This window comes from Phytobacter diazotrophicus (assembly GCF_052061655.1).
GTDB lineage: Bacteria > Pseudomonadota > Gammaproteobacteria > Enterobacterales > Enterobacteriaceae > Phytobacter > Phytobacter diazotrophicus.
Window position 1 is genome coordinate 2,023,204 of the sequence record NZ_CM125428.1, and the last position, 17,315, is coordinate 2,040,518.

At 52.9% G+C, this 17,315-nt stretch carries 16 protein-coding genes and 2 tRNA genes; 8 read left to right on the forward strand and 10 right to left on the reverse strand.

Translation table 11 applies throughout. The annotated features are described in order from the left end of the window. Positions 1-722 precede the first annotated feature (722 nt). Together ACS0RQ_RS09825 and ACS0RQ_RS09830 are read right to left on the reverse strand one after the other, a co-directional pair. On the reverse strand, positions 723-1,319 hold the full coding sequence (locus ACS0RQ_RS09825; RefSeq protein ID WP_271850599.1) for a hypothetical protein: 597 nt from the start codon (positions 1,317-1,319) through the stop codon (positions 723-725). Positions 1,320-1,703: 384 nt separating this feature from the next. Next, a tRNA-Asn gene (locus ACS0RQ_RS09830) sits at positions 1,704-1,779 on the reverse strand. A gap of 6 nt (positions 1,780-1,785) precedes the next feature. Here ACS0RQ_RS09830 and ACS0RQ_RS09835 point away from each other — a divergent pair. The 3 genes from ACS0RQ_RS09835 (at position 1,786) to ACS0RQ_RS09845 (ending at position 3,587) form a co-directional block, all read left to right on the forward strand. Continuing rightward, on the forward strand, positions 1,786-1,878 hold the full coding sequence (locus ACS0RQ_RS09835; protein ID WP_222556193.1) for a DUF5951 family protein: 93 nt from the start codon (positions 1,786-1,788) through the stop codon (positions 1,876-1,878). An 88-nt stretch (positions 1,879-1,966) separates the two neighbouring features. Next, entirely contained in the window at positions 1,967-3,400 is a 1,434-nt protein-coding gene (locus tag ACS0RQ_RS09840) for an EmmdR/YeeO family multidrug/toxin efflux MATE transporter (RefSeq protein WP_107224097.1), read from the forward strand. 111 nt (positions 3,401-3,511) lie between these two features. After that, positions 3,512-3,587: transfer RNA gene (locus ACS0RQ_RS09845), tRNA-Asn, on the forward strand. Between the two features lie 65 nt (positions 3,588-3,652). On the opposite strand, the gene ACS0RQ_RS09850 is transcribed toward ACS0RQ_RS09845, so the two are convergent. The 5 genes from ACS0RQ_RS09850 to ACS0RQ_RS09870 all read right to left on the reverse strand — a co-directional run bounded on the left by ACS0RQ_RS09850 (position 3,653) and on the right by ACS0RQ_RS09870 (position 8,769). Beyond that, entirely contained in the window at positions 3,653-4,564 is a 912-nt protein-coding gene (locus tag ACS0RQ_RS09850; RefSeq protein WP_271850598.1) for a carbohydrate ABC transporter permease, read from the reverse strand. 18 nt (positions 4,565-4,582) lie between these two features. Beyond that, positions 4,583-5,857, reverse strand: a complete 1,275-nt coding sequence (locus tag ACS0RQ_RS09855; RefSeq protein WP_271850597.1) for an extracellular solute-binding protein — start codon at positions 5,855-5,857, stop codon at positions 4,583-4,585. Positions 5,858-5,922: 65 nt separating this feature from the next. Next, positions 5,923-6,723: a carbohydrate ABC transporter permease gene (locus tag ACS0RQ_RS09860; protein WP_169039138.1), complete on the reverse strand. Its 801-nt coding sequence runs from the start codon at positions 6,721-6,723 to the stop codon at positions 5,923-5,925. Between the two features lie 9 nt (positions 6,724-6,732). Then, positions 6,733-7,869 (reverse strand): ABC transporter ATP-binding protein, encoded by a 1,137-nt coding sequence (locus ACS0RQ_RS09865; protein ID WP_271850596.1) that lies wholly within the window; start codon positions 7,867-7,869, stop codon positions 6,733-6,735. A 99-nt stretch (positions 7,870-7,968) separates the two neighbouring features. Next, entirely contained in the window at positions 7,969-8,769 is an 801-nt protein-coding gene (locus ACS0RQ_RS09870) for an SDR family NAD(P)-dependent oxidoreductase (RefSeq protein WP_052249323.1), read from the reverse strand. A gap of 144 nt (positions 8,770-8,913) precedes the next feature. On the opposite strand from ACS0RQ_RS09870, the gene ACS0RQ_RS09875 reads away from it, so the two are divergent. The 5 genes from ACS0RQ_RS09875 to ACS0RQ_RS09895 all read left to right on the forward strand — a co-directional run bounded on the left by ACS0RQ_RS09875 (position 8,914) and on the right by ACS0RQ_RS09895 (position 13,736). After that, the gene (locus ACS0RQ_RS09875) at positions 8,914-9,771 is read left to right on the forward strand and encodes a DeoR/GlpR family DNA-binding transcription regulator (RefSeq protein WP_271850595.1); all 858 of its coding nucleotides are present in this window, start codon (positions 8,914-8,916) and stop codon (positions 9,769-9,771) included. A 42-nt stretch (positions 9,772-9,813) separates the two neighbouring features. Further along, a complete protein-coding gene (locus ACS0RQ_RS09880; RefSeq protein WP_108701022.1) occupies positions 9,814-10,614 on the forward strand; it encodes a BtpA/SgcQ family protein in 801 nt (266 codons plus the stop codon). A gap of 27 nt (positions 10,615-10,641) precedes the next feature. Next, positions 10,642-12,153: an FGGY-family carbohydrate kinase gene (locus tag ACS0RQ_RS09885; RefSeq protein WP_271850594.1), complete on the forward strand. Its 1,512-nt coding sequence runs from the start codon at positions 10,642-10,644 to the stop codon at positions 12,151-12,153. Then, positions 12,150-12,773: an HAD family hydrolase gene (locus ACS0RQ_RS09890; RefSeq protein WP_271850593.1), complete on the forward strand. Its 624-nt coding sequence runs from the start codon at positions 12,150-12,152 to the stop codon at positions 12,771-12,773. The genes ACS0RQ_RS09885 and ACS0RQ_RS09890 overlap by 4 nt, the downstream gene beginning before the upstream one ends. Before the next feature lie 150 nt (positions 12,774-12,923). Then, entirely contained in the window at positions 12,924-13,736 is an 813-nt protein-coding gene (locus ACS0RQ_RS09895) for a DeoR/GlpR family DNA-binding transcription regulator (RefSeq protein WP_271850592.1), read from the forward strand. Positions 13,737-13,739: 3 nt separating this feature from the next. Here ACS0RQ_RS09895 and ACS0RQ_RS09900 read toward each other — a convergent pair whose 3' ends face one another. The 3 genes from ACS0RQ_RS09900 to ACS0RQ_RS09910 all read right to left on the reverse strand — a co-directional run bounded on the left by ACS0RQ_RS09900 (position 13,740) and on the right by ACS0RQ_RS09910 (position 17,310). Next, positions 13,740-14,519 carry an EAL domain-containing protein gene (locus ACS0RQ_RS09900; protein ID WP_271850591.1) on the reverse strand — a complete coding sequence of 260 codons (780 nt, stop codon included), beginning with the start codon at positions 14,517-14,519 and terminating at the stop codon, positions 13,740-13,742. A gap of 20 nt (positions 14,520-14,539) precedes the next feature. After that, positions 14,540-15,163 carry a helix-turn-helix transcriptional regulator gene (locus ACS0RQ_RS09905; protein ID WP_271850590.1) on the reverse strand — a complete coding sequence of 208 codons (624 nt, stop codon included), beginning with the start codon at positions 15,161-15,163 and terminating at the stop codon, positions 14,540-14,542. 368 nt (positions 15,164-15,531) lie between these two features. Then, positions 15,532-17,310 (reverse strand): aminopeptidase P family protein, encoded by a 1,779-nt coding sequence (locus ACS0RQ_RS09910; RefSeq protein WP_271850589.1) that lies wholly within the window; start codon positions 17,308-17,310, stop codon positions 15,532-15,534. Positions 17,311-17,315: the final 5 nt, after the last annotated feature.

Here is a 17,315-nt window from a genome sequence, read left to right on the forward strand (position 1 = left end):
ACGCTCCTTGTCTCTTTTTTCCCATGAATGCTCTTTTATAATTTGCGAAGAGGAAACTGCTTCTGGGGTGAACCATCACTCAATGACAGACAGAAGACTAAGCAGGAATCAGTTGCTCTCTATATTTAGCAATAATCTTTCCTGATAAAACGAAGCGCAATATAAATATCAGCAATGCCATTTTAGATGCTTCTTCGCTCTTCTGATGAAGTAAGCGAAGCATCCATGTAAAATCTTCTTCGGTGAACGATGAAAGTAATGTATTTGCTGAAATATTTCCTGTATCAATATCCTCTCTACTGAATTTTTTATTAAACCGTATTTTGTTTTAAAGATATACTCACGTAGGGTGTGACACACTATTTAGTGTTGAACGAATTGTTGTTATGTTATTTTGGCAAAGATAAGCGTCTCCTTTCATAAATAAACAACTAACCAGACATGAAAGGATCATATCTTTATCAGTTGGCTGAACGTTGTTCATAATTTGTTTTGCGCAAATCTTCACCAGAGCACGGCATAAATAGCCAAAACGACTTTTTTGATAATACCTTTTATTGTCAGGCATGATATTGTCAACGGTTAGTCGAATTAGCATATTACGGGATGCTATAGATGAGTCAGATAATGGGGGGATCTCTTCGGCTACATTATGTAATACCCATTTAAAACCACTTTTAGCACTTTTAGGTTCTGGTGTCCTTTGAACTAAAATAGATAAATCATGTATTGAAATAAAACGGGGGAAACTCCTCGGAAAAATAGGAAATAAACTTGTCAGGCCATAACGAAGGCTGATGAATGATATCGTCAATAATACTATTCAGAAGAGCGATATCTCCGGTGGCATCAACTGCCTTCAGGGCAATCAGTCGAACTTCCACTGGAATAAGCTGATCGTATATGGCTTCTTTTAGAAGCGTACTACATCCCTGAATTTTTCTGGTCCAGATAATTTCAAGCAATAATTCTCTGACATCATCATTCCTGTAACCCTTACTCCAAAAATGTTCAATGGCAGGTTTAAGTTCAGGATGAGACAGTTTTGCAACCTGAGATAAAGGGATATTTATTCCTCTCGATGTTCCCTCGCTGTAAAGTTCAATAAAATGTTTTAAGAGTTCAGTACGAATTTCGATGGGTAGAGAACCGGGATCACCACTAGGGAGCAATGTTTCTGGTTCTCTTTTCATTAGCTCTTTTCGTATTTCACTATCATGAAGCGACAGCCAGGCAGCAATTGAGCGCATGGAAGGAAGTACTACCGGTATATTATAGCGTTCTGAGAATAAAAGACTGAATCGCTCATTGACCGACATTCCTTTGCTGGTCAGGTACTGCAACCGACAGGCAGTCAGATACTCCTGTACTGAACGATGATGAAAGCGTACGCGCGCATATGTTGCCGGATCAAAAATAGCCAGCCTGAGTAACGAGTTAATTTCTTTTTAAGATCAGTCCGTCAGTATTCTGGTTGGATCTAATGAATCTGGATCGGAAGAAGGTACTTCAGCAATGTTGATGGTTCGTTTGTGGGTTATGCTTATCGCTAATGCCAGTTTTTCAACGGCAATTCGTATTTCATTGCTGGATTTTAGAATGTGTTCAGTGCGTTCTGTCGTTTCTGTTAGTTTATTTCTTATATAACGCTTATTGAAACCTAATTGAATAGGAACTTATAAGAACGCCTGAAAACAGGAATTTGGCTCCTCTGACTGGACTCGAACCAGTGACATACGGATTAACAGTCCGCCGTTCTACCGACTGAACTACAGAGGAATCGGTGTGGAGTCGTATCTTAGCGGCGAAAAAACTTTTGTCAAACCTGATTTCAGGCGGTTTTGTGCAACTGCCGCAAATCACGGCAGTTTGCTGTAATTAACAACAATTTTTTGGAAATGCTTTGCAGGATCACGAATTCTACCCCATCATTTGAAATGAAGTTTCATCTTTCTCACTAAGGTCAATTTTGAACGTCGTCGCCCCGATACGCCAGGCTATCATGCGCACGCCATGGTACGCCAAACGCAAGAGCTACAAGGTCCTGTTCTGGCGCGAAATCACGCCGCTCGCCATCCCGATCTTCCTTGAAAACACCTGCGTCCTGTTAATGGGTGTGCTCAGTACCTTCCTTGTCAGTTGGCTCGGTAAAGAAGCCATGGCGGGAGTGGGGCTGGCCGACAGCTTTAACATGGTCATCATGTCGTTTTTCGCCGCGATTGACCTCGGAACCACCGTTGTCGTGGCATTCAGCCTCGGCAAGCTCGATAAAAAGCGGGCGAGGGCGGCAGCGCGGCAGTCGCTGGTGATCATGACCCTGTTCTCCATTATTCTGGCGGCGGTTATTCACTACTTCGGCACGCAAATCATCGACTTTATCGCCGGGGCGGCCACGCCGGAGGTCAAAGCGCTGGCGCTGACCTATCTGGAACTCACCGTGCTGAGTTATCCGGCGGCGGCTATTGCGCTCATCGGTAGCGGCGCGCTGCGTGGGGCCGGGAACACCAAGATTCCGCTGTTGATAAACGGCGGGATGAACATCCTCAACATCATTATCAGTAGCATCCTGATTTACGGCGCGTTCTCCTGGCCGGGGCTGGGTTTTGCCGGTGCCGGGCTGGGGCTCACTATTGCCCGTTATATCGGCGCGATTGCCATTATCTGGGTGCTGATGATTGGCTTTAACCCGGCGCTGCGCATCCCGCTGAAAAGCTATTTCAAGCCGCTGAACTTCGCCATTATCTGGGAAGTGATGGGGATTGGTATTCCAGCGAGTATTGAGTCGGTGCTGTTTAACGGCGGGAAATTGCTGACACAAATGTTTGTCGCCGGGATGGGGACCAACGTTATCGCCGGTAACTTTATTGCCTTCTCCGTCGCCGCGCTGATTAACCTGCCCGGTAACGCCCTGGGCTCGGCGTCGACCATCATTACCGGTAAGCGACTGGGCAAGGGGCAACGCAGCCAGGCCGAACGACAGCTACGCCACGTGTTCTGGCTGTCGACAATAATACTGACGCTTATCGCGTGGGGCACGGCGCCGTTCGCCGGGCTGCTGGCGTCGTTCTATACCCATGAAGAAGATGTAAAAGAGGTGGTCAAGACGCTTCTCTGGCTGAACGCCGCATTTATGCCGATCTGGGCCGCTTCCTGGGTACTGCCTGCGGGGCAGAAAGGGGCGCGCGATGCCCGTTTCGCCATGTGGGTGTCGATGCTCGGTATGTGGGGTTGTCGCGTGGTGGCGGGCTATACGCTCGGGATTATGCTCGGTATGGGCGTCGTCGGCGTGTGGCTCGGGATGGTGCTCGACTGGGCGGTGCGAGGAGCGCTCTTCTACTGGCGAATGGTGAGTGGCCGTTGGCTGTGGAAATACCCAAAAGTACCGCGAGATCACACGTAACCGCTTCATTTTCCCGCAGAGTGGAGAATAAATCGGCAAACGGACATTTTTGTGAAAACAGCCTTTGACAAGGGCAAGAGGCCTCGTTAATATGCGCCTCGTTCACACGATTCCTCTGTAGTTCAGTCGGTAGAACGGCGGACTGTTAATCCGTATGTCACTGGTTCGAGTCCAGTCAGAGGAGCCAAATTTGAAAACCCGCTTAAGGCAACTTAAGCGGGTTTTTGCTTTTCTGCTTCCTCCACTTCGCGTTTATCTGCGCCTTTCCAGCAGCACGAAATAGACGATGGTCATCGCCAGCACAATTAACAGCAAAATCAGCGCGGCGGCGGCCCCTTCATTGAGCGACAGCCCCAGAAACGCCCGGCGATAGGCAAAGAAGCTCAGCACTTCGGTGGCATTCCCCGGCCCGCCACGGGTCAGGATATAGGGCAGGTCGTAGGTACGAAGTTCGTTAATTAACTGAATCACAATCGCAATTGCCGAAACCGGGCGCAGCATCGGCAGGGTGATATACCAGAACTGCTGCAAGCTATTTGCACCGTCAATTTCGGCGGCCTCGTACGGGTCTTTAGGCAGCGACGCCAGCCCCGCAGCGAGGATCAGCACCACAAATGACATCTGCTGCCAGACATCAATAAACACCATGCTCCAGAACGCCAGCGTAGGGTTACCCAGCCAGTCGACGCCCGGCAGGCCAACGCTTTGCAGCATATGGTTGATAATCCCGAGGTTCGGTTGCAGCAACATACGCCAGATCAGCGCCACGCTCACCGGCGACATCGCCATCGGAATGGTCAGTAACGCGAAATAGACCGGGCGGGTTTTCACCACCCGGTTTAGCATCAGGGCGATACCCAGCCCGACAATAAACTCACCGGTTACCGTCAATAATGAGTAACGGATAGTCAGCCAGGCAGAGTGCCAGAAGGTATCGCTGCTCAGCACGCTGATAAAATTATCCAGCCCTGCAAAAGGGAAGATCTCCGTATGCATCAGCGTATACGAAGAAAAAGCCAGTACAACGGAATAGATAACAGGGAAGCCGAGCACAATCGCCAGAGCCAGTAAACCAGGCAGGGCGAATGCCCAGCCTGTTACCCGGAATCTGTCTATTGTTAAACGGTACTTCGGTTTCACGCTAAATTCCTCAGCTAAAGCCATCTGCCGGCCCCCTTTGTCTTATTTCACCAGCAACTTATCCAGTTGGTCGGATGCATTTTTCAGCGACTTATCGACGGTATTTTCGCCACTCGCCAGCAGGGAGAGCTGCGTCCCCAGAACATCTTCATACTGAGCGGAATAGGAGAAGACCGGGAAGGACTTACCGGACGCCACAATATTCAGAGCGTCTTTATAGTAAGGATACTTTTTCAGTACCTCGGCGTTTTCATAGACATCGGAACGAACAGGCGCGTGCCCCTGCAATGCGCGTGCGGTAGTGACCTCTTTACTCTGCACCCACTGAATAAAGGTCCAGGCGGCCTGTTTCTCTTTATCTGAGACGTTTTTCGGAATGCCCCAACCCCAGCCGCCGCTCTCCCCGTGACCACCAGGAACGGTTGTCAGCGCGAGTTTACCGGCCACGGCAGGGCAGGCGGTAGCGTTGTCCAGTTGCGGCAGCATCCACCAGTAGGTCAACATACTGAACGCTTTACCGCTGCACATCAGACGCACGGTATCGTCGAGGGTGGCGGAAAGCGCACCGGTTTGCGCGGCATTCTTGATAGCATCCGCATACAGCGTCATCGCTTTGTTCCCCGCCGGGCTGTTCAGTGCGGATTTGCCTTTGTCGTCTACGTAAGCGCCGCCGCTGGAGAACAGGTAATTAGAGAACTCCATGCTGTTCGGGTCGCCGCGCTGCCCCTGCATAGCCGCCCCGGCCATATCACTGTTTTTATTGATAAATTTGGCAAGCGTAACGTACTCTTCCAGGGTTTTTGGCTGCTCAAGCGGTTTTTTAAACTCGGCCTGATAGGCGCTCTTTATTTTCTCATCCTGCAACACATCCGTGCGGTAAATCAGCCCCATGGAATAGTTGTACATCGGGATCAGCGTGGTTTTATTGGGCGTCACATTAATGAGCGACACGGTGGCCGGAATAAAGGCCGACATATCAAAGTTCGATTTTTTTACATCCGGCGTGAGATCAGTCAGCCAGCCGGCTTTACTGAATTCCCCCGCCCACAAAAAATCCACTTCCAGCAGGTTGTAATAGCTCTGCGACTGAATCAGTTGCGATACCAGCTTGTCATGCATATCGCCGTAACCGATTTTTTCGAACTGCACTTTGATGTGGTACTGCTTCTCAAAATCAGGCAGCATTTTTTCAATGATTTTCGTTTCCGGAACATCTTCCATCAACGCACGCAGCACAACATCTTCCGCCCGAACGGACGCCGAAAGGCTAAGGACTATCAGACCCGATAACAATGTGACTTTCTTACGATTCAACATAATTAACTCCTGGAGAAGGTGCCGGAGTGTTAACGGCGACAATTTTCTGTCTGGATGGCATGACTTTACTTAACACCGCCGAAGGTGAGTCCTTTGACGATGTAACGCTGAATAAAATGTGAGGCGACCATCAGTGGCAGCACGGCCAGCACAATGCCTGCCGAAACCTTGCCAATCTGTACACCGTTCGAGGTCTGTAGCGCGGCAAGCGACACCGGGACCGTGGCGGTCTCTGGCCCGCTAAGCACCAGGGCAAAAAGAAACTCATTCCACGACAGGATGAAGCCCAGCACGGCGGAGGCAGCAAGACCCGGCAGTGAGACGGGCAGCACCACATGCCAGAACGCGCCCCAGGCGGTGGCACCGTCGGTCATCGCGGCCCACTCCAGATCCACCGGGATCCCTTCGAAAAAGCCCATCAGGATCCAGGTTAGAAACGGCAGGTTTAACGCGGCATAGACCAGCGTCAGCCCGAAGAGCGAGTTGGTCAGCCCAACGGTTCGCAGCATGGCAAAGGCAGGTAACACCAGCGCTACCGCTGGCAGCATCTGAGTCGCCAGCATAATAAAGCGCGCCGCTTTACCGCCCGTTTTAAAGCGGGCAAAGGCATACCCGGTGGCGGCGGCAAACGGCAGGGCGAGGACAACCGACCCGGTGGCGACAATCAGGCTATTGGCGTAATGACGTAAAAAACCGTTGTTCTCAATCAGCGAGCGGAAATTTTCCCCGGAAAACTGCGGGAAAATATCGCTGCTGTAGGCCATCGATTCCGGCACCAGGCTGGTTCTCACAATCCACAGCACCGGCAGTAAAATTGAAAGACAGGCCAGCACCAGCCCGGTATGCAATCCAATTTTTCGTAGCATGTTCGCTCCTCACGCGCCTGGGGTGTCAGTGTTGTCCGGTGTTTTACGGCGCTCAACCACATCTCCGCTGCCAGGATGAAACAGATGCAGTGAGTTGGGATCCAGCCAGATGCTGAGCGTCTGGCCCACCTTCGGGTGCGTATGGTGATCAAGGCGGATCACCACCGGCACTTTACCGAGCGTGCCGCTGACAATGTTTTCCGCGCCCAGCGCTTCCACCCCGCTGACGGCAATTTCCAGCGGGATCCAGTCTGGTCTGCGTGGGTGGGCGTGAAAATCTTCCGGTCGCACGCCGAGGGTCATCTGTTTTCCCGCCAGGCTTTGATAGTCGGCGGCCATCCAGCCCGGCACCGGAAGCTGTGGGCCGTCGGACAGTTGCAGGCTGACATCCATGCCCGTCCGTTGCACAAGACAGGGAAGAAGGTTGATGGACGGAGAGGAGAGAAAACGGGCAACAAACGTATTTACCGGGTAGTTATAGACTTCCAGCGGCGTCCCGCACTGGATCAAATGGCCATCACGCATGATGCAAATGCGATCCGCCATCGTCATGGCCTCTACCTGGTCATGGGTGACGTAGACCATGGTTTTGCCCAGCCGACGATGAAGCTTGATCAGCTCACTACGCATCTCGCCGCGCAACTGAGCATCAAGGTTTGATAGGGGTTCATCTAACAAAAAGGCCTGCGGTTCACGCACGATAGCGCGGCCCAGGGCGACGCGCTGGCGCTGCCCGCCGGAAAGCGCGGCCGGTTTACGGTGTAATAATTTATCCAGCCCCAGCATTGCAGCGCTCTCGGCCACTTTACTGTTGATGACGTTGCCCGGCACGCCACGCATTTTCAGGCCGAAGGCCATGTTTTCGGCGACGGTCATGTGCGGGTAGAGCGCATAGCTCTGGAATACCACGGCGATATTGCGATCGCGCGGCGCCACATGACTCACGTCGCGCCCGTCGATTAACAATGTGCCATCGGTAATGCTTTCAAGTCCGGCAATCATGCGGAGTGTGGTGGACTTTCCGCAGCCGGAAGGGCCAAGGAAGATAACAAATTCACCATCCCGGATGTGTAAATTCACATTACGGACGCTGTGCTGATTGCCGTTGTAGGATTTCGACACGTTCCGTAATTCAATGGAGGCCATATTGGGTTACCTCTGTTACGTGTTGCCCGTCCTGGGACTGGTGACATCCATGTTCGGTTTTGTTCGAAATGAAGCAGCTTTGTTCACAACGGCGTGTTATCAGCCCGTATACACCCCGCCGGTCACGTTCACGCCCTGACCTGTCATAAAACGGGCGGCGTCGGAACTCAAAAAGGCCACCACTTCGGCGACATCTTCGGGCGTTTCCAGGCGGCCAAGCGGCGTCTGGCGAATGTAATCATCAATGACCTGTTCAGGCGTCATGCCACGTAACTGTGCTTCCCACTGTACTTCGCGGCTCTGCATGCCGGTTTTAACGAAACCCGGACAGACGGCATTCACGCGGATCCCGTCAGCGGCCAGTTCCCGTGCCAGCGCCTGAGTCCAGCCGAGTACAGCAAACTTGCTGGCGGAGTAGTGGGCCAGCAGCGGCGCGCCAACTTTGGCGGCAAGCGACGCTGTGTTCACGATAGTACCGGATTTACGCGCCACAAATTTGCGTGCGGCAATCTGATTAGTAAGAAAAATACCCCTGGTGTTGACGTCAAAATTAAAATCCCACTCATCATCTGTTATCGCCAGGGCTTTTTGCATCGTTGATACGCCCGCGTTGGCGATCAGCAGATCATAGTCCCCCAGCGTTTTGTCTACCCAGCCAAAGCCTTCTTCAACGGACGCACGTAAACGAACATCCAGATGAAACGCCACCGTGTTCGCGCCGAGTTCGGTGGCGGCTGCCCAGGCGGCTTCTTCGTTGATGTCTCCAATAGCGACCCGCATGCCCTGGCGAATCAGATTGCGGGCGATGGCATAACCAATACCCGTAGCGCCGCCGGTAACAATCGCCACTTTACCTTGCAGGTCCGGATAGTGTCCGGACGTCAAATGTGATGTGTGCATGTTCTTTTCCCCTGTGTTGATGATTATTTTTTACACCAATATAACGAACACAACAAAACATATTTCTTATGATAAAAACAATTGCGATCACAAATTTTGTTTTGTATGTTTGTTTTTGTTAATTTCAATGTTCGGAGTCAGCCGATGATGCACAACGACGCTCTGCCTTTTCAGCCTGACGCTCCCGGATCCGGTGCGCGTTTACGCCGTTCGGCTGCGTCGCGTCAAAGTGAAGTCATGCAACTGCTGGTTCAGCAAGGTGCGGTGTCTGTGCCGGATCTGGCCGCGAAGTTCGCCGTTTCCGAAATGACTATCCGTCGTGATCTGATGGAGATGGAGCAGAAGGGCAGTGTCTGCCGTACGCATGGCGGGGCGGTTTTACCGCAGAGCGCAAGCGCAGTGGCGATTGACAAGGTGGAACCGAGCTTTGAGTCCCGGCTGTTGCAAAACCATGAGGCTAAGTTGCGCATCGCGGCGGCGGCGGCAGAGCTCGGCAAGAAATTTCGCACGCTGGCTCTGGATGTCGGCAGCACGACGTATCTTGCCGCACGTTACCTCAGCCAGTGTTCACATTTGAAAATTTTCACGAACAGCCTTCGCGTGGCGCATGACATTGCCCCCGCGAAGGCAGAAATCTACCTCGCGGGCGGGCGGATGCGCCCGGATGAAATGTCGACCGGCGGCTCTGCGGCGCTACAGCAATTTTCCAGCCTGTGGTTCGACATCACCTTTATTGGCGTCTCTGGTCTGACCGCCGATGGAATTTATGACTACGCCTTTGAGGATGCGGAACTTAAACGTCTTTATCTCAACCGTTCCAGCCTGAAAGTGGTGCTGTGTGACGCCAGCAAGTTTCAACGAATGTCGCTGGTGCACCTCGCCACGCTGAGGCAATTCGACATCCTGATCACCGAACAGGCACCGCCGCCCGCGCTGTCGGCGATGCTGGAGGCGGCAAATATTGATGTGATCATCGCGCCTGCGTTGCCGAAAGACGCGTGATCGCTTTTTACCATGACATATCAGCCAACACCGGAGAAAGTTATGATCTTTGAATTTTTGGGTAATAAGAAAAAAGCGGTTATCGCAATGGCCCATATTGGCGCGCTGCCTGGCGCGCCGCTGTACGACGCTAAAGGTGGACTCAATAAGCTCATCGACGATGTACTCAGTGATGTAGAGAAACTACAGGCAGGTGGCGTGGATGCGATTATGTTCGGCAACGAAAATGACCGTCCTTATGTGTTTAAAGCGTCGCTGGAAGGCGTCTCGGCCATGTCGGCTGTGGTACAGGCGGCGAAATCGGTGCTGAAAGTGCCGTTCGGCGTGAACTACCTGTGGGATCCTAACGCCAGTGTCGCCATTGGTGCTGCCACCGGGGCGAGCTTCGTGCGTGAAATTTTCACCGGCGTGTTTGCCTCTGATATGGGGATCTGGGAGCCGGATTGTGCCAGCGCGTCTCGCCTGCGCCGCAACCTGGGCCGTGAAGATATGAAATTGCTCTTTAACATCAACGCCGAATTCGCCCATTCTCTGGATGCGCGCCCCATCGAACTGCGCGCGCGCAGCGCCATTTTCTCGTCACTGGCAGATGCCATTCTGGTGTCCGGGCCGATCACCGGTGAACCGGCTGAACATTCTAATCTGCGCAAAGTCTGCGAAGCGGTAGAGGGCGTTCCGGTTTTTGCCAACACCGGCACTAACATCGATAACGTCACCGACATTCTGAGCATTGCCAGCGGTGTGGTCATCGGCACACACTTTAAGGTCGACGGGCACACCTGGAATCAGGTGGACGGGGATCGGGTAAAACGCTTTATGGATGTGGTCGAAAAGCTGCGCTAAACACAACCCCTGGAACGGGAGGATAAGATGCAGTATCTGTTAGGTATTGATATTGGTACGACCTCAACCATTGGCATCCTTATCGGCCTGCCCGATAAGGTACTCGGTACGGCCTCCCGACCGGTTACGCTTTCCGCCCCGCACAACGGCTGGACGGAGGAGTCGCCGGAGCAGTGGTGGGCGAATGTCGGCGAAATCTGCCAGCAACTGCTCACACAAAGCGGTATTGCGGCGAGTGAAATCTGTGGCATTGGTGTGACCGGGATGTTGCCTGCCGTGGTTTTGCTGGATAGCGAAGACCGCCTGCTGCGTCCGAGCATTCAACAGAGCGATGGTCGCAGCGGCGCACAAGTGCAGCAGATGCGCTGTGAAATGGACAGTCAGCACTTTTTACAGCGCGCCGGAAATGGTATTAACCAGCAACTGGTGGGAGCAAAAATCCGCTGGATTGAACACCATGAACCGGAAGTGTTTGAACGGATTGCGACGGTGTTCGGTTCCTATGATTTTATTAACTGGAAGCTCACGGGTGAGAAAATCATTGAGCAGAACTGGGCGCTGGAGGCGGGTTTTGTTGATATCAGCAGCAATACGCTGGATGACGAACTGATTGCCTTTGCCCATCTTCCCCGCTATGCAGTCCCCCGTCTGGTCCGCTCTCATGACATTATCGGCGCGGTTACCGCGCAGGCGGCGGCCTGGACCGGGCTCAGTGAAGGCACACCGGTGATTGGCGGGGCGGCGGATTTGATTGCCTCAGCGCTCGGCGCGGGGGTGACCTCGCCTGGCGAAGTGCTGCTCAAATTCGGCGGCTCGGTGGATATTCTGACCGTAACGCAAACCGCTACCCCCGATCCGCGTCTGTATCTGGATTATCACCTTGTGCCGGGTTGCTATATGCCCAACGGCTGTATGTCGACCGGCGGTTCGGGGCTGAACTGGTTTGTGCAGAACTTCGCGGCGCAGCATGAAGCGGCGGCACGTGAAAAGGGAATGAGTATCCATCAGTACCTGGACGCGATGGCGGAAAACCGCCCGGCGGGCAGTGACGGCCTGATTTTCCTGCCCTATTTTCTGGGGGAGAAAACCCCGTTACATGATCCAAATGCCCGGGGTATCCTCTTTGGCCTGACGCTCAGCCACAGCGCGGGGCATCTCTGGCGCGCGCTGCTCGAAGCTTACGCCTATGCCATCAAACACCATATCGACACGCTGGTTGATATCGGCTATCCGGTAAAACGCTACATCGTCTCTGATGGCGGTTCGGCAAGCAAACTGTGGATGCAGATTGTCGCCGATGTGCTGGGTGAGCCGCTGACTCGCCTGGATGGCCACCCCGGTTCTTGCCTGGGGGCAGCCTGGACGGCGGCGATGGGTGTCGGGATATCGACAGACTGGAAGGGGGCCAGCGCCTGGGTCAACCTCAAAGATGTGATTACGCCACGGCCTGAACATGCCGATGTTTACCATGAGGGATATCCGCGTTTCCGCCAGCTTTATGAAGCCTGTCGTCCACTGACCCGCCAGGAGACACCATGAAATTTACTGCCATTGCCTGGGACGTTGACGGCACGCTGGTCGATAGCGAACCACTTCATCACCGGGCACTGCTGGCTGTCTGCCATCGCTTCGGGCTGGATCTGAGCCATATTCCCGAGACGCGTTTTTACGGTGTGCACATTAACGATGTCTGGCTGGCCCTGCGCGCAGAGTTGCCTGCCGATTTGGACCAGACCGTGTGGCTGGCGGCAATTGAAGACTACTACCATGACCACCGCCACGAACTGGTTGCTATTCCCGGCAGCCGCGAAACCATCCGCAAGCTGGCGGCGAAAGGTATCAAACAGGCCTGCGTGTCGAATTCGTGCCGACGGATAGTCGAAGCGAATCTTGAGGCACTGGGTGTCCGTGAGTTTATTGATGTGGTGGTGACGCTGGATGATGTACACCATGGCAAACCGGCGCCCGAACCTTATCAACATGCGCTGGGGGCCTTCGGACTGCCTGCGGCGGCGGTACTGGCGGTTGAAGACAGCGCGACCGGGATGCGCTCGGCGCAGGCTGCGGGAATGCACGTCGCTTTTTATGGCGCGTCAACCGCCTCTGAGCTGGGGGTAACAGAAATCACCTCACTGACGCGGATCCTCGACTGGTTTTGATTCGCACAGTTTCGCGCGGGAAAGGGATGTTCCGTGCAAAGAAATGAACACATTCGAACAAATTGGGTTTTAAATCACACCACTTCCCCTTAATATTGTGAGCTATATCGTTTAAGCCCCTCCTTAACCCGAAACAGAGTACCTATCGTTATGTCAGCGAAACCCGAGATTCAGGCCCGTTATCTTCCTCAGGAACGCAAAAAGCGGATCCTTAACATGCTGGTCGAGCAGGGGCGCGTGACAGTGGTAGATATCTCAGCGGAGCTGGCGGTCTCGGAGATGACAGTACGCCGGGATCTCGCTGAACTGGAAACCGAGGGTAAACTCAGCCGGGTACACGGCGGTGCGGTACTGACCGAAACGGTCAGCCAGCCGATTATGGACCCGCTTCCGGCGCATTTTGACGCCCGTCTTTCCCTTCATCGGGAGAGCAAAATGCGCATTGCCCGCATGGCTGCTGAGGTGGCCGGACGTTACCAGAGCGTGGCGCTTGATATCGGCACCACAACCCTGTTTATGGTCGACGAGCTGGTGAAGCATGAGCGTCTGAAAATCTTCACCAACAGTGTGCGCATTGCCCATGCGCTGGGCCGCTATGCGCAGGCACCGGAAGTCTATCTGGCAGGGGGGATGATGCGTGATGACGAGATGGCGATTGTCGGGCCGTCTGCCATTGAGCAGTTCCAGCAGTTCTGGTTTGATATTGCGTTTATTGGCGCATCGGGCATTACCAGCCAGGGCATTTACGATAGCGCTCTGGATGAGACGGAAATGAAACGGGTTTTGATTCGCCGTTCCGGCTTTAAAGTGCTGCTCTGCGACTCTGCAAAATTCCAGCATATGTCGCTGGTGCAGGTGGCGCAGTGGCAGGATATTGATCTGCTGATAACAGATAGCGCACCGCCTGCGGTACTGGCGACCGCCCTTGAACTGGCGAATGTGCAGGTGATGATTGCAACCTGACCGTCAGGCCAGGCGTTGTATGACGGCGTCGGGTGAGGCTTCGTTCAATAACGCCCGCACACCCTCTATAGGCAGCGCTTTAGAGAAATACCAGCCCTGCGCGCGGGCGCGGGGAAACCATTGTGCGATGCAGCCCAGTTGTTCCGCGAACTCAATCCCTTCAAAGATTAACCGGTAAGGTCGTTCATACAGCGCCCTGCACATGCTCAGGGTTTTTTCTCCGTGTAGAGTGTTTGCGCACAGTGCCTGAGTCAGGGATTTATCTATTTTGACATCGGTTACGGGAAGGCTGAGCAGCCTTTCGTGATTTGAACAACCTTTACCAAAATCATCCAGCGCCAGGTGGAAGCCGTGCTGTCTGAACTGTGTCGCGTTAGTCATGAGCGCCCGGGTATCGTTGCAACTGACCTCGGTTATCTCCAGCACAATGGACGAGGCATTGAGCTGATGGCGCGCAAGTTCATTAAGCAGCGTTTTCTTAAATGAGATTGAATTCAGATCGCCAGGCGTGATGTTCAGGTTTAATAAGAGTCCGTGCCTGGCCAATAATGTCGCCATTTCGGCAATGGCTTTTTTAATAACGTAGAGCGAAACGGTACTCATCAGGCCATTTTCAACGGCGAGCCCGATCAATGTTTCCGGGCAGACTCGTCCGAATCGCGAATCACGCCATCGCAATAACGCTTCAAACCCGACAATCTTTTTTGTGCAGGCAGAGTAAATAGGTTGGTAGTAAAGGTTGATATTATTGGCAAGTAAGGCATGCTTTAATCGGCAAAGCATCGTTAGCTCCATGAAAAGCACTAATGCTTCTTTTTGTGATAACAGGCAATAAATTCATACAGTTCGCGTTTACTGTTCAGGTCGAATTTATTCATAATATTCTTTTTATGACTAATGGCCGTTTTGTAGGTAATACCAATACGATCCGCGATATCGTTCATGCCCATGCAGGCATGTAAGCCATAGGCAATTTTCTCCTGGGTAAACGAGAGGGCTCTATAGTTACAGTTAATACAGGAATAGGCGCATTTTCCTGCACTTTTGGCGCGTTCTTTTGCCGCAGGGTTGCCATGAATCGCTTTGACGATGGCGTCGTAAACCACAGCCGAACGCTCTTTGCGGAGAAAGAATTGTGCGTCTTTAATGCAGTCAGGCAGGATATGTCTCGCTGGAATCGTATCGCCGGCGACAAAGATAAAAATCTTCCCTGACTTTTTCCTGTTAATTAAGTCTCTAAAACATAAGTAATATTCTCCCGCGCATACGGTCATGAAAATAAAATCTGCTTTATGAATATTCTCAACGCTAAAATCCCAGGAAAGAGAAGGCGAAGAGACATTGCATTCTTTAATAGCGTCACGAATTAAACCGACGATGCCAGTAGAGAATAATGTGTCGTTATCAATATTTATTAAAAATTTCATTCCCTTGCAACCTCTGGGCATCCTGGTATTGGCTGGTTTATTCTATATACCTGAATAAAACAAAAGCAATAACTCTCTCATAATCTTAAGGAAAATGAGAATTTGTTAATTTGACTTAGGAAAAATCCTAATGAATATTTAAATATCAATCGAGGTGTTAATGCGGAAACACAATACCATGCTATTAGTAAGGCTATGTCAAGAAAGGTATGTGATTGATGTATTTTATCCGCAATATTAAATAGTGGCGGTAAAGGAGACGTGCAAATAACCTTTGAATAAAAATAAGGATAATTCTTAAAACAAACGGTCAAATCTGGCCATTACATTAAAGCCTGCACATTAAACATATGCAGGCTTTATATTGTTTAACCAATATATGTGCACACGGGGGCCGTCGCTGCATCCAGCCATGCTCGCGCATCACTGCCGACCAGCGGTGAAAGCGTGTCGCGAACCTGCTGGTGGTAGGTATCAAGCCACTGTTTTTCTTGCTCCGAGAGCCGCGACCACTCCACCTGGCTAAGATCCACAGGCACCAGCGTCAGCGATGAGAAGCGGCAGAATCCGGGCTGGCTTTCTACGACCTCCACCTGGTTTTCAATGCGAATGCCGTAGCGATCGGCCAGGTAATAGCCCGGTTCGATGGTCATGATATTCCCGGCGACCAGCGGCCATGGGTTGACCTTTTTGGCAATGCGATGTGGCTGTTCGTGGATCAACAACTGGTGTCCCACACCATGCCCGGTACCGTGGTCGAAATCGAGGCCTAATTCCCAGAGCGCGCGGCGGGCAAAGGCATCGATCTGGTGCCCTTGCGTGCCGCTCGGGAACTGCAGCGTCAGCATCGACAAAAAGCCTTTCAGTACGGCGGTATAGTGCAAACGCTGTTCATCAGACAGGGGGCCAAACGACAATGTGCGCGTGGTATCGGTTGTGCCATTGCGATACTGACCGCCTGAGTCATTCAGGTAGAAATTGCTGCGGGTAATGGCGGCGTTGGTGGCTTCGCTGGCGTGATAGTGGCACATTGCAGCGTTGCTGGCAGAAGCGGAAATGGTACTAAAGCTCTGCTCAATGAAACCGTCCTGTTGCTGGCGGAAAGTGAGCTGTTTTGCCTGCGCTTCCAGTTCGGTCAGCGGGTTGCCTGCGGCTTCACGTGCCGGAACTTCACGCGCCAGCCATGCCAGGAAGTTAACCCACGCCGCGCCATCCTGACGGTGGCTGTCGCGATAACCTTCCAGTTCAACGGGGTTTTTGTGCGCTTTGATAAACGTAATGGGGTCCGCGTGCCAGACCGCGTCGCCGCCATTGTGCTCGATAGCAAAACGCAGGGCGACCGGGGCGTAATCGGCGTCCAACATCACTTTCTTGCCAGCGGCCGCTTGCTGACAGTGGGGCAGAAAATCGGTCCATGCGGAGATCCGCAGGGAAGATTTCAGGTCATCCGATAAGGCATGCGTTTTCGCTGCATCGATAAACCACTCCATCTCTCCGTCACGGCTGAGCAGGGCGAATGAGTGAGCGACCGGGTTCATCGCCACATCCGACCCCCGAATATTCAACAGCCAGGCAATATTATCCGGCTGGGTGATGGCCAGCAGATCGACACCTTCTTTTGCCAGAACCTGTGCAACGCGTGCACGTTTCGCCTCGCTGCTTTCACCGCTGATTTCCGGCGGCATTTCGCGGATTGCACCGCAAGGGGCCGGCGGACGGTCGTGCCAGATGGCGTCAAACGGATCGTTATTCAGCGCCACCAGTTCACAGTGGGTCGCCTCCAGTGCGGTAAACTGGCTGTTGACCATCAGCAACGGCTCAAAGGCGATACGACTACCAGCGGGCAGCGAGTCGTTAAGCCACTGCGCCAGTGGCTCATTGTGCAGGTGGTGGATCTCAAATGCGTTGAGATCGACCTCCTGGCGAACCTGCACCTGGTAGCGTCCGTCGACAAACATCAGCGCCCGGTCACGCAGGATCAGCGCCAGGCCCGCCGAGCCGCTAAAGCCGGTCAGCCAGGCCAGTTTGTTATCGTGCGGCGCGCAGTCTTCGCTCTGGTAGGCATCAGCGCGTGGCACAATCATGCCGTCGACATCCATGGCCGCCAGCTGTGTACGCAGTGCTGCCAGCGGTGTTGGGGTTTGCATAAGAA

What these genes read in the sequence shown, in the direction of transcription:
- ACS0RQ_RS09825 (WP_271850599.1), bottom strand. Translation starts at nt 1,319, where the DNA reads ATGTCGGTCAATGAGCGATTCAGTCTTTTATTCTCAGAACGCTATAAT.
- ACS0RQ_RS09850 (WP_271850598.1), bottom strand. Translation starts at nt 4,564, where the DNA reads ATGGCTTTAGCTGAGGAATTTAGCGTGAAACCGAAGTACCGTTTAACA.
- ACS0RQ_RS09855 (WP_271850597.1), bottom strand. Translation starts at nt 5,857, where the DNA reads ATGTTGAATCGTAAGAAAGTCACATTGTTATCGGGTCTGATAGTCCTT.
- ACS0RQ_RS09860 (WP_169039138.1), bottom strand. Translation starts at nt 6,723, where the DNA reads ATGCTACGAAAAATTGGATTGCATACCGGGCTGGTGCTGGCCTGTCTT.
- ACS0RQ_RS09865 (WP_271850596.1), bottom strand. Translation starts at nt 7,869, where the DNA reads ATGGCCTCCATTGAATTACGGAACGTGTCGAAATCCTACAACGGCAAT.
- ACS0RQ_RS09870 (WP_052249323.1), bottom strand. Translation starts at nt 8,769, where the DNA reads ATGCACACATCACATTTGACGTCCGGACACTATCCGGACCTGCAAGGT.
- ACS0RQ_RS09875 (WP_271850595.1), top strand. Translation starts at nt 8,914, where the DNA reads ATGATGCACAACGACGCTCTGCCTTTTCAGCCTGACGCTCCCGGATCC.
- ACS0RQ_RS09880 (WP_108701022.1), top strand. Translation starts at nt 9,814, where the DNA reads ATGATCTTTGAATTTTTGGGTAATAAGAAAAAAGCGGTTATCGCAATG.
- ACS0RQ_RS09885 (WP_271850594.1), top strand. Translation starts at nt 10,642, where the DNA reads ATGCAGTATCTGTTAGGTATTGATATTGGTACGACCTCAACCATTGGC.
- ACS0RQ_RS09890 (WP_271850593.1), top strand. Translation starts at nt 12,150, where the DNA reads ATGAAATTTACTGCCATTGCCTGGGACGTTGACGGCACGCTGGTCGAT.
- ACS0RQ_RS09895 (WP_271850592.1), top strand. Translation starts at nt 12,924, where the DNA reads ATGTCAGCGAAACCCGAGATTCAGGCCCGTTATCTTCCTCAGGAACGC.
- ACS0RQ_RS09900 (WP_271850591.1), bottom strand. Translation starts at nt 14,519, where the DNA reads ATGCTTTGCCGATTAAAGCATGCCTTACTTGCCAATAATATCAACCTT.
- ACS0RQ_RS09905 (WP_271850590.1), bottom strand. Translation starts at nt 15,163, where the DNA reads ATGAAATTTTTAATAAATATTGATAACGACACATTATTCTCTACTGGC.
- ACS0RQ_RS09910 (WP_271850589.1), bottom strand. Translation starts at nt 17,310, where the DNA reads ATGCAAACCCCAACACCGCTGGCAGCACTGCGTACACAGCTGGCGGCC.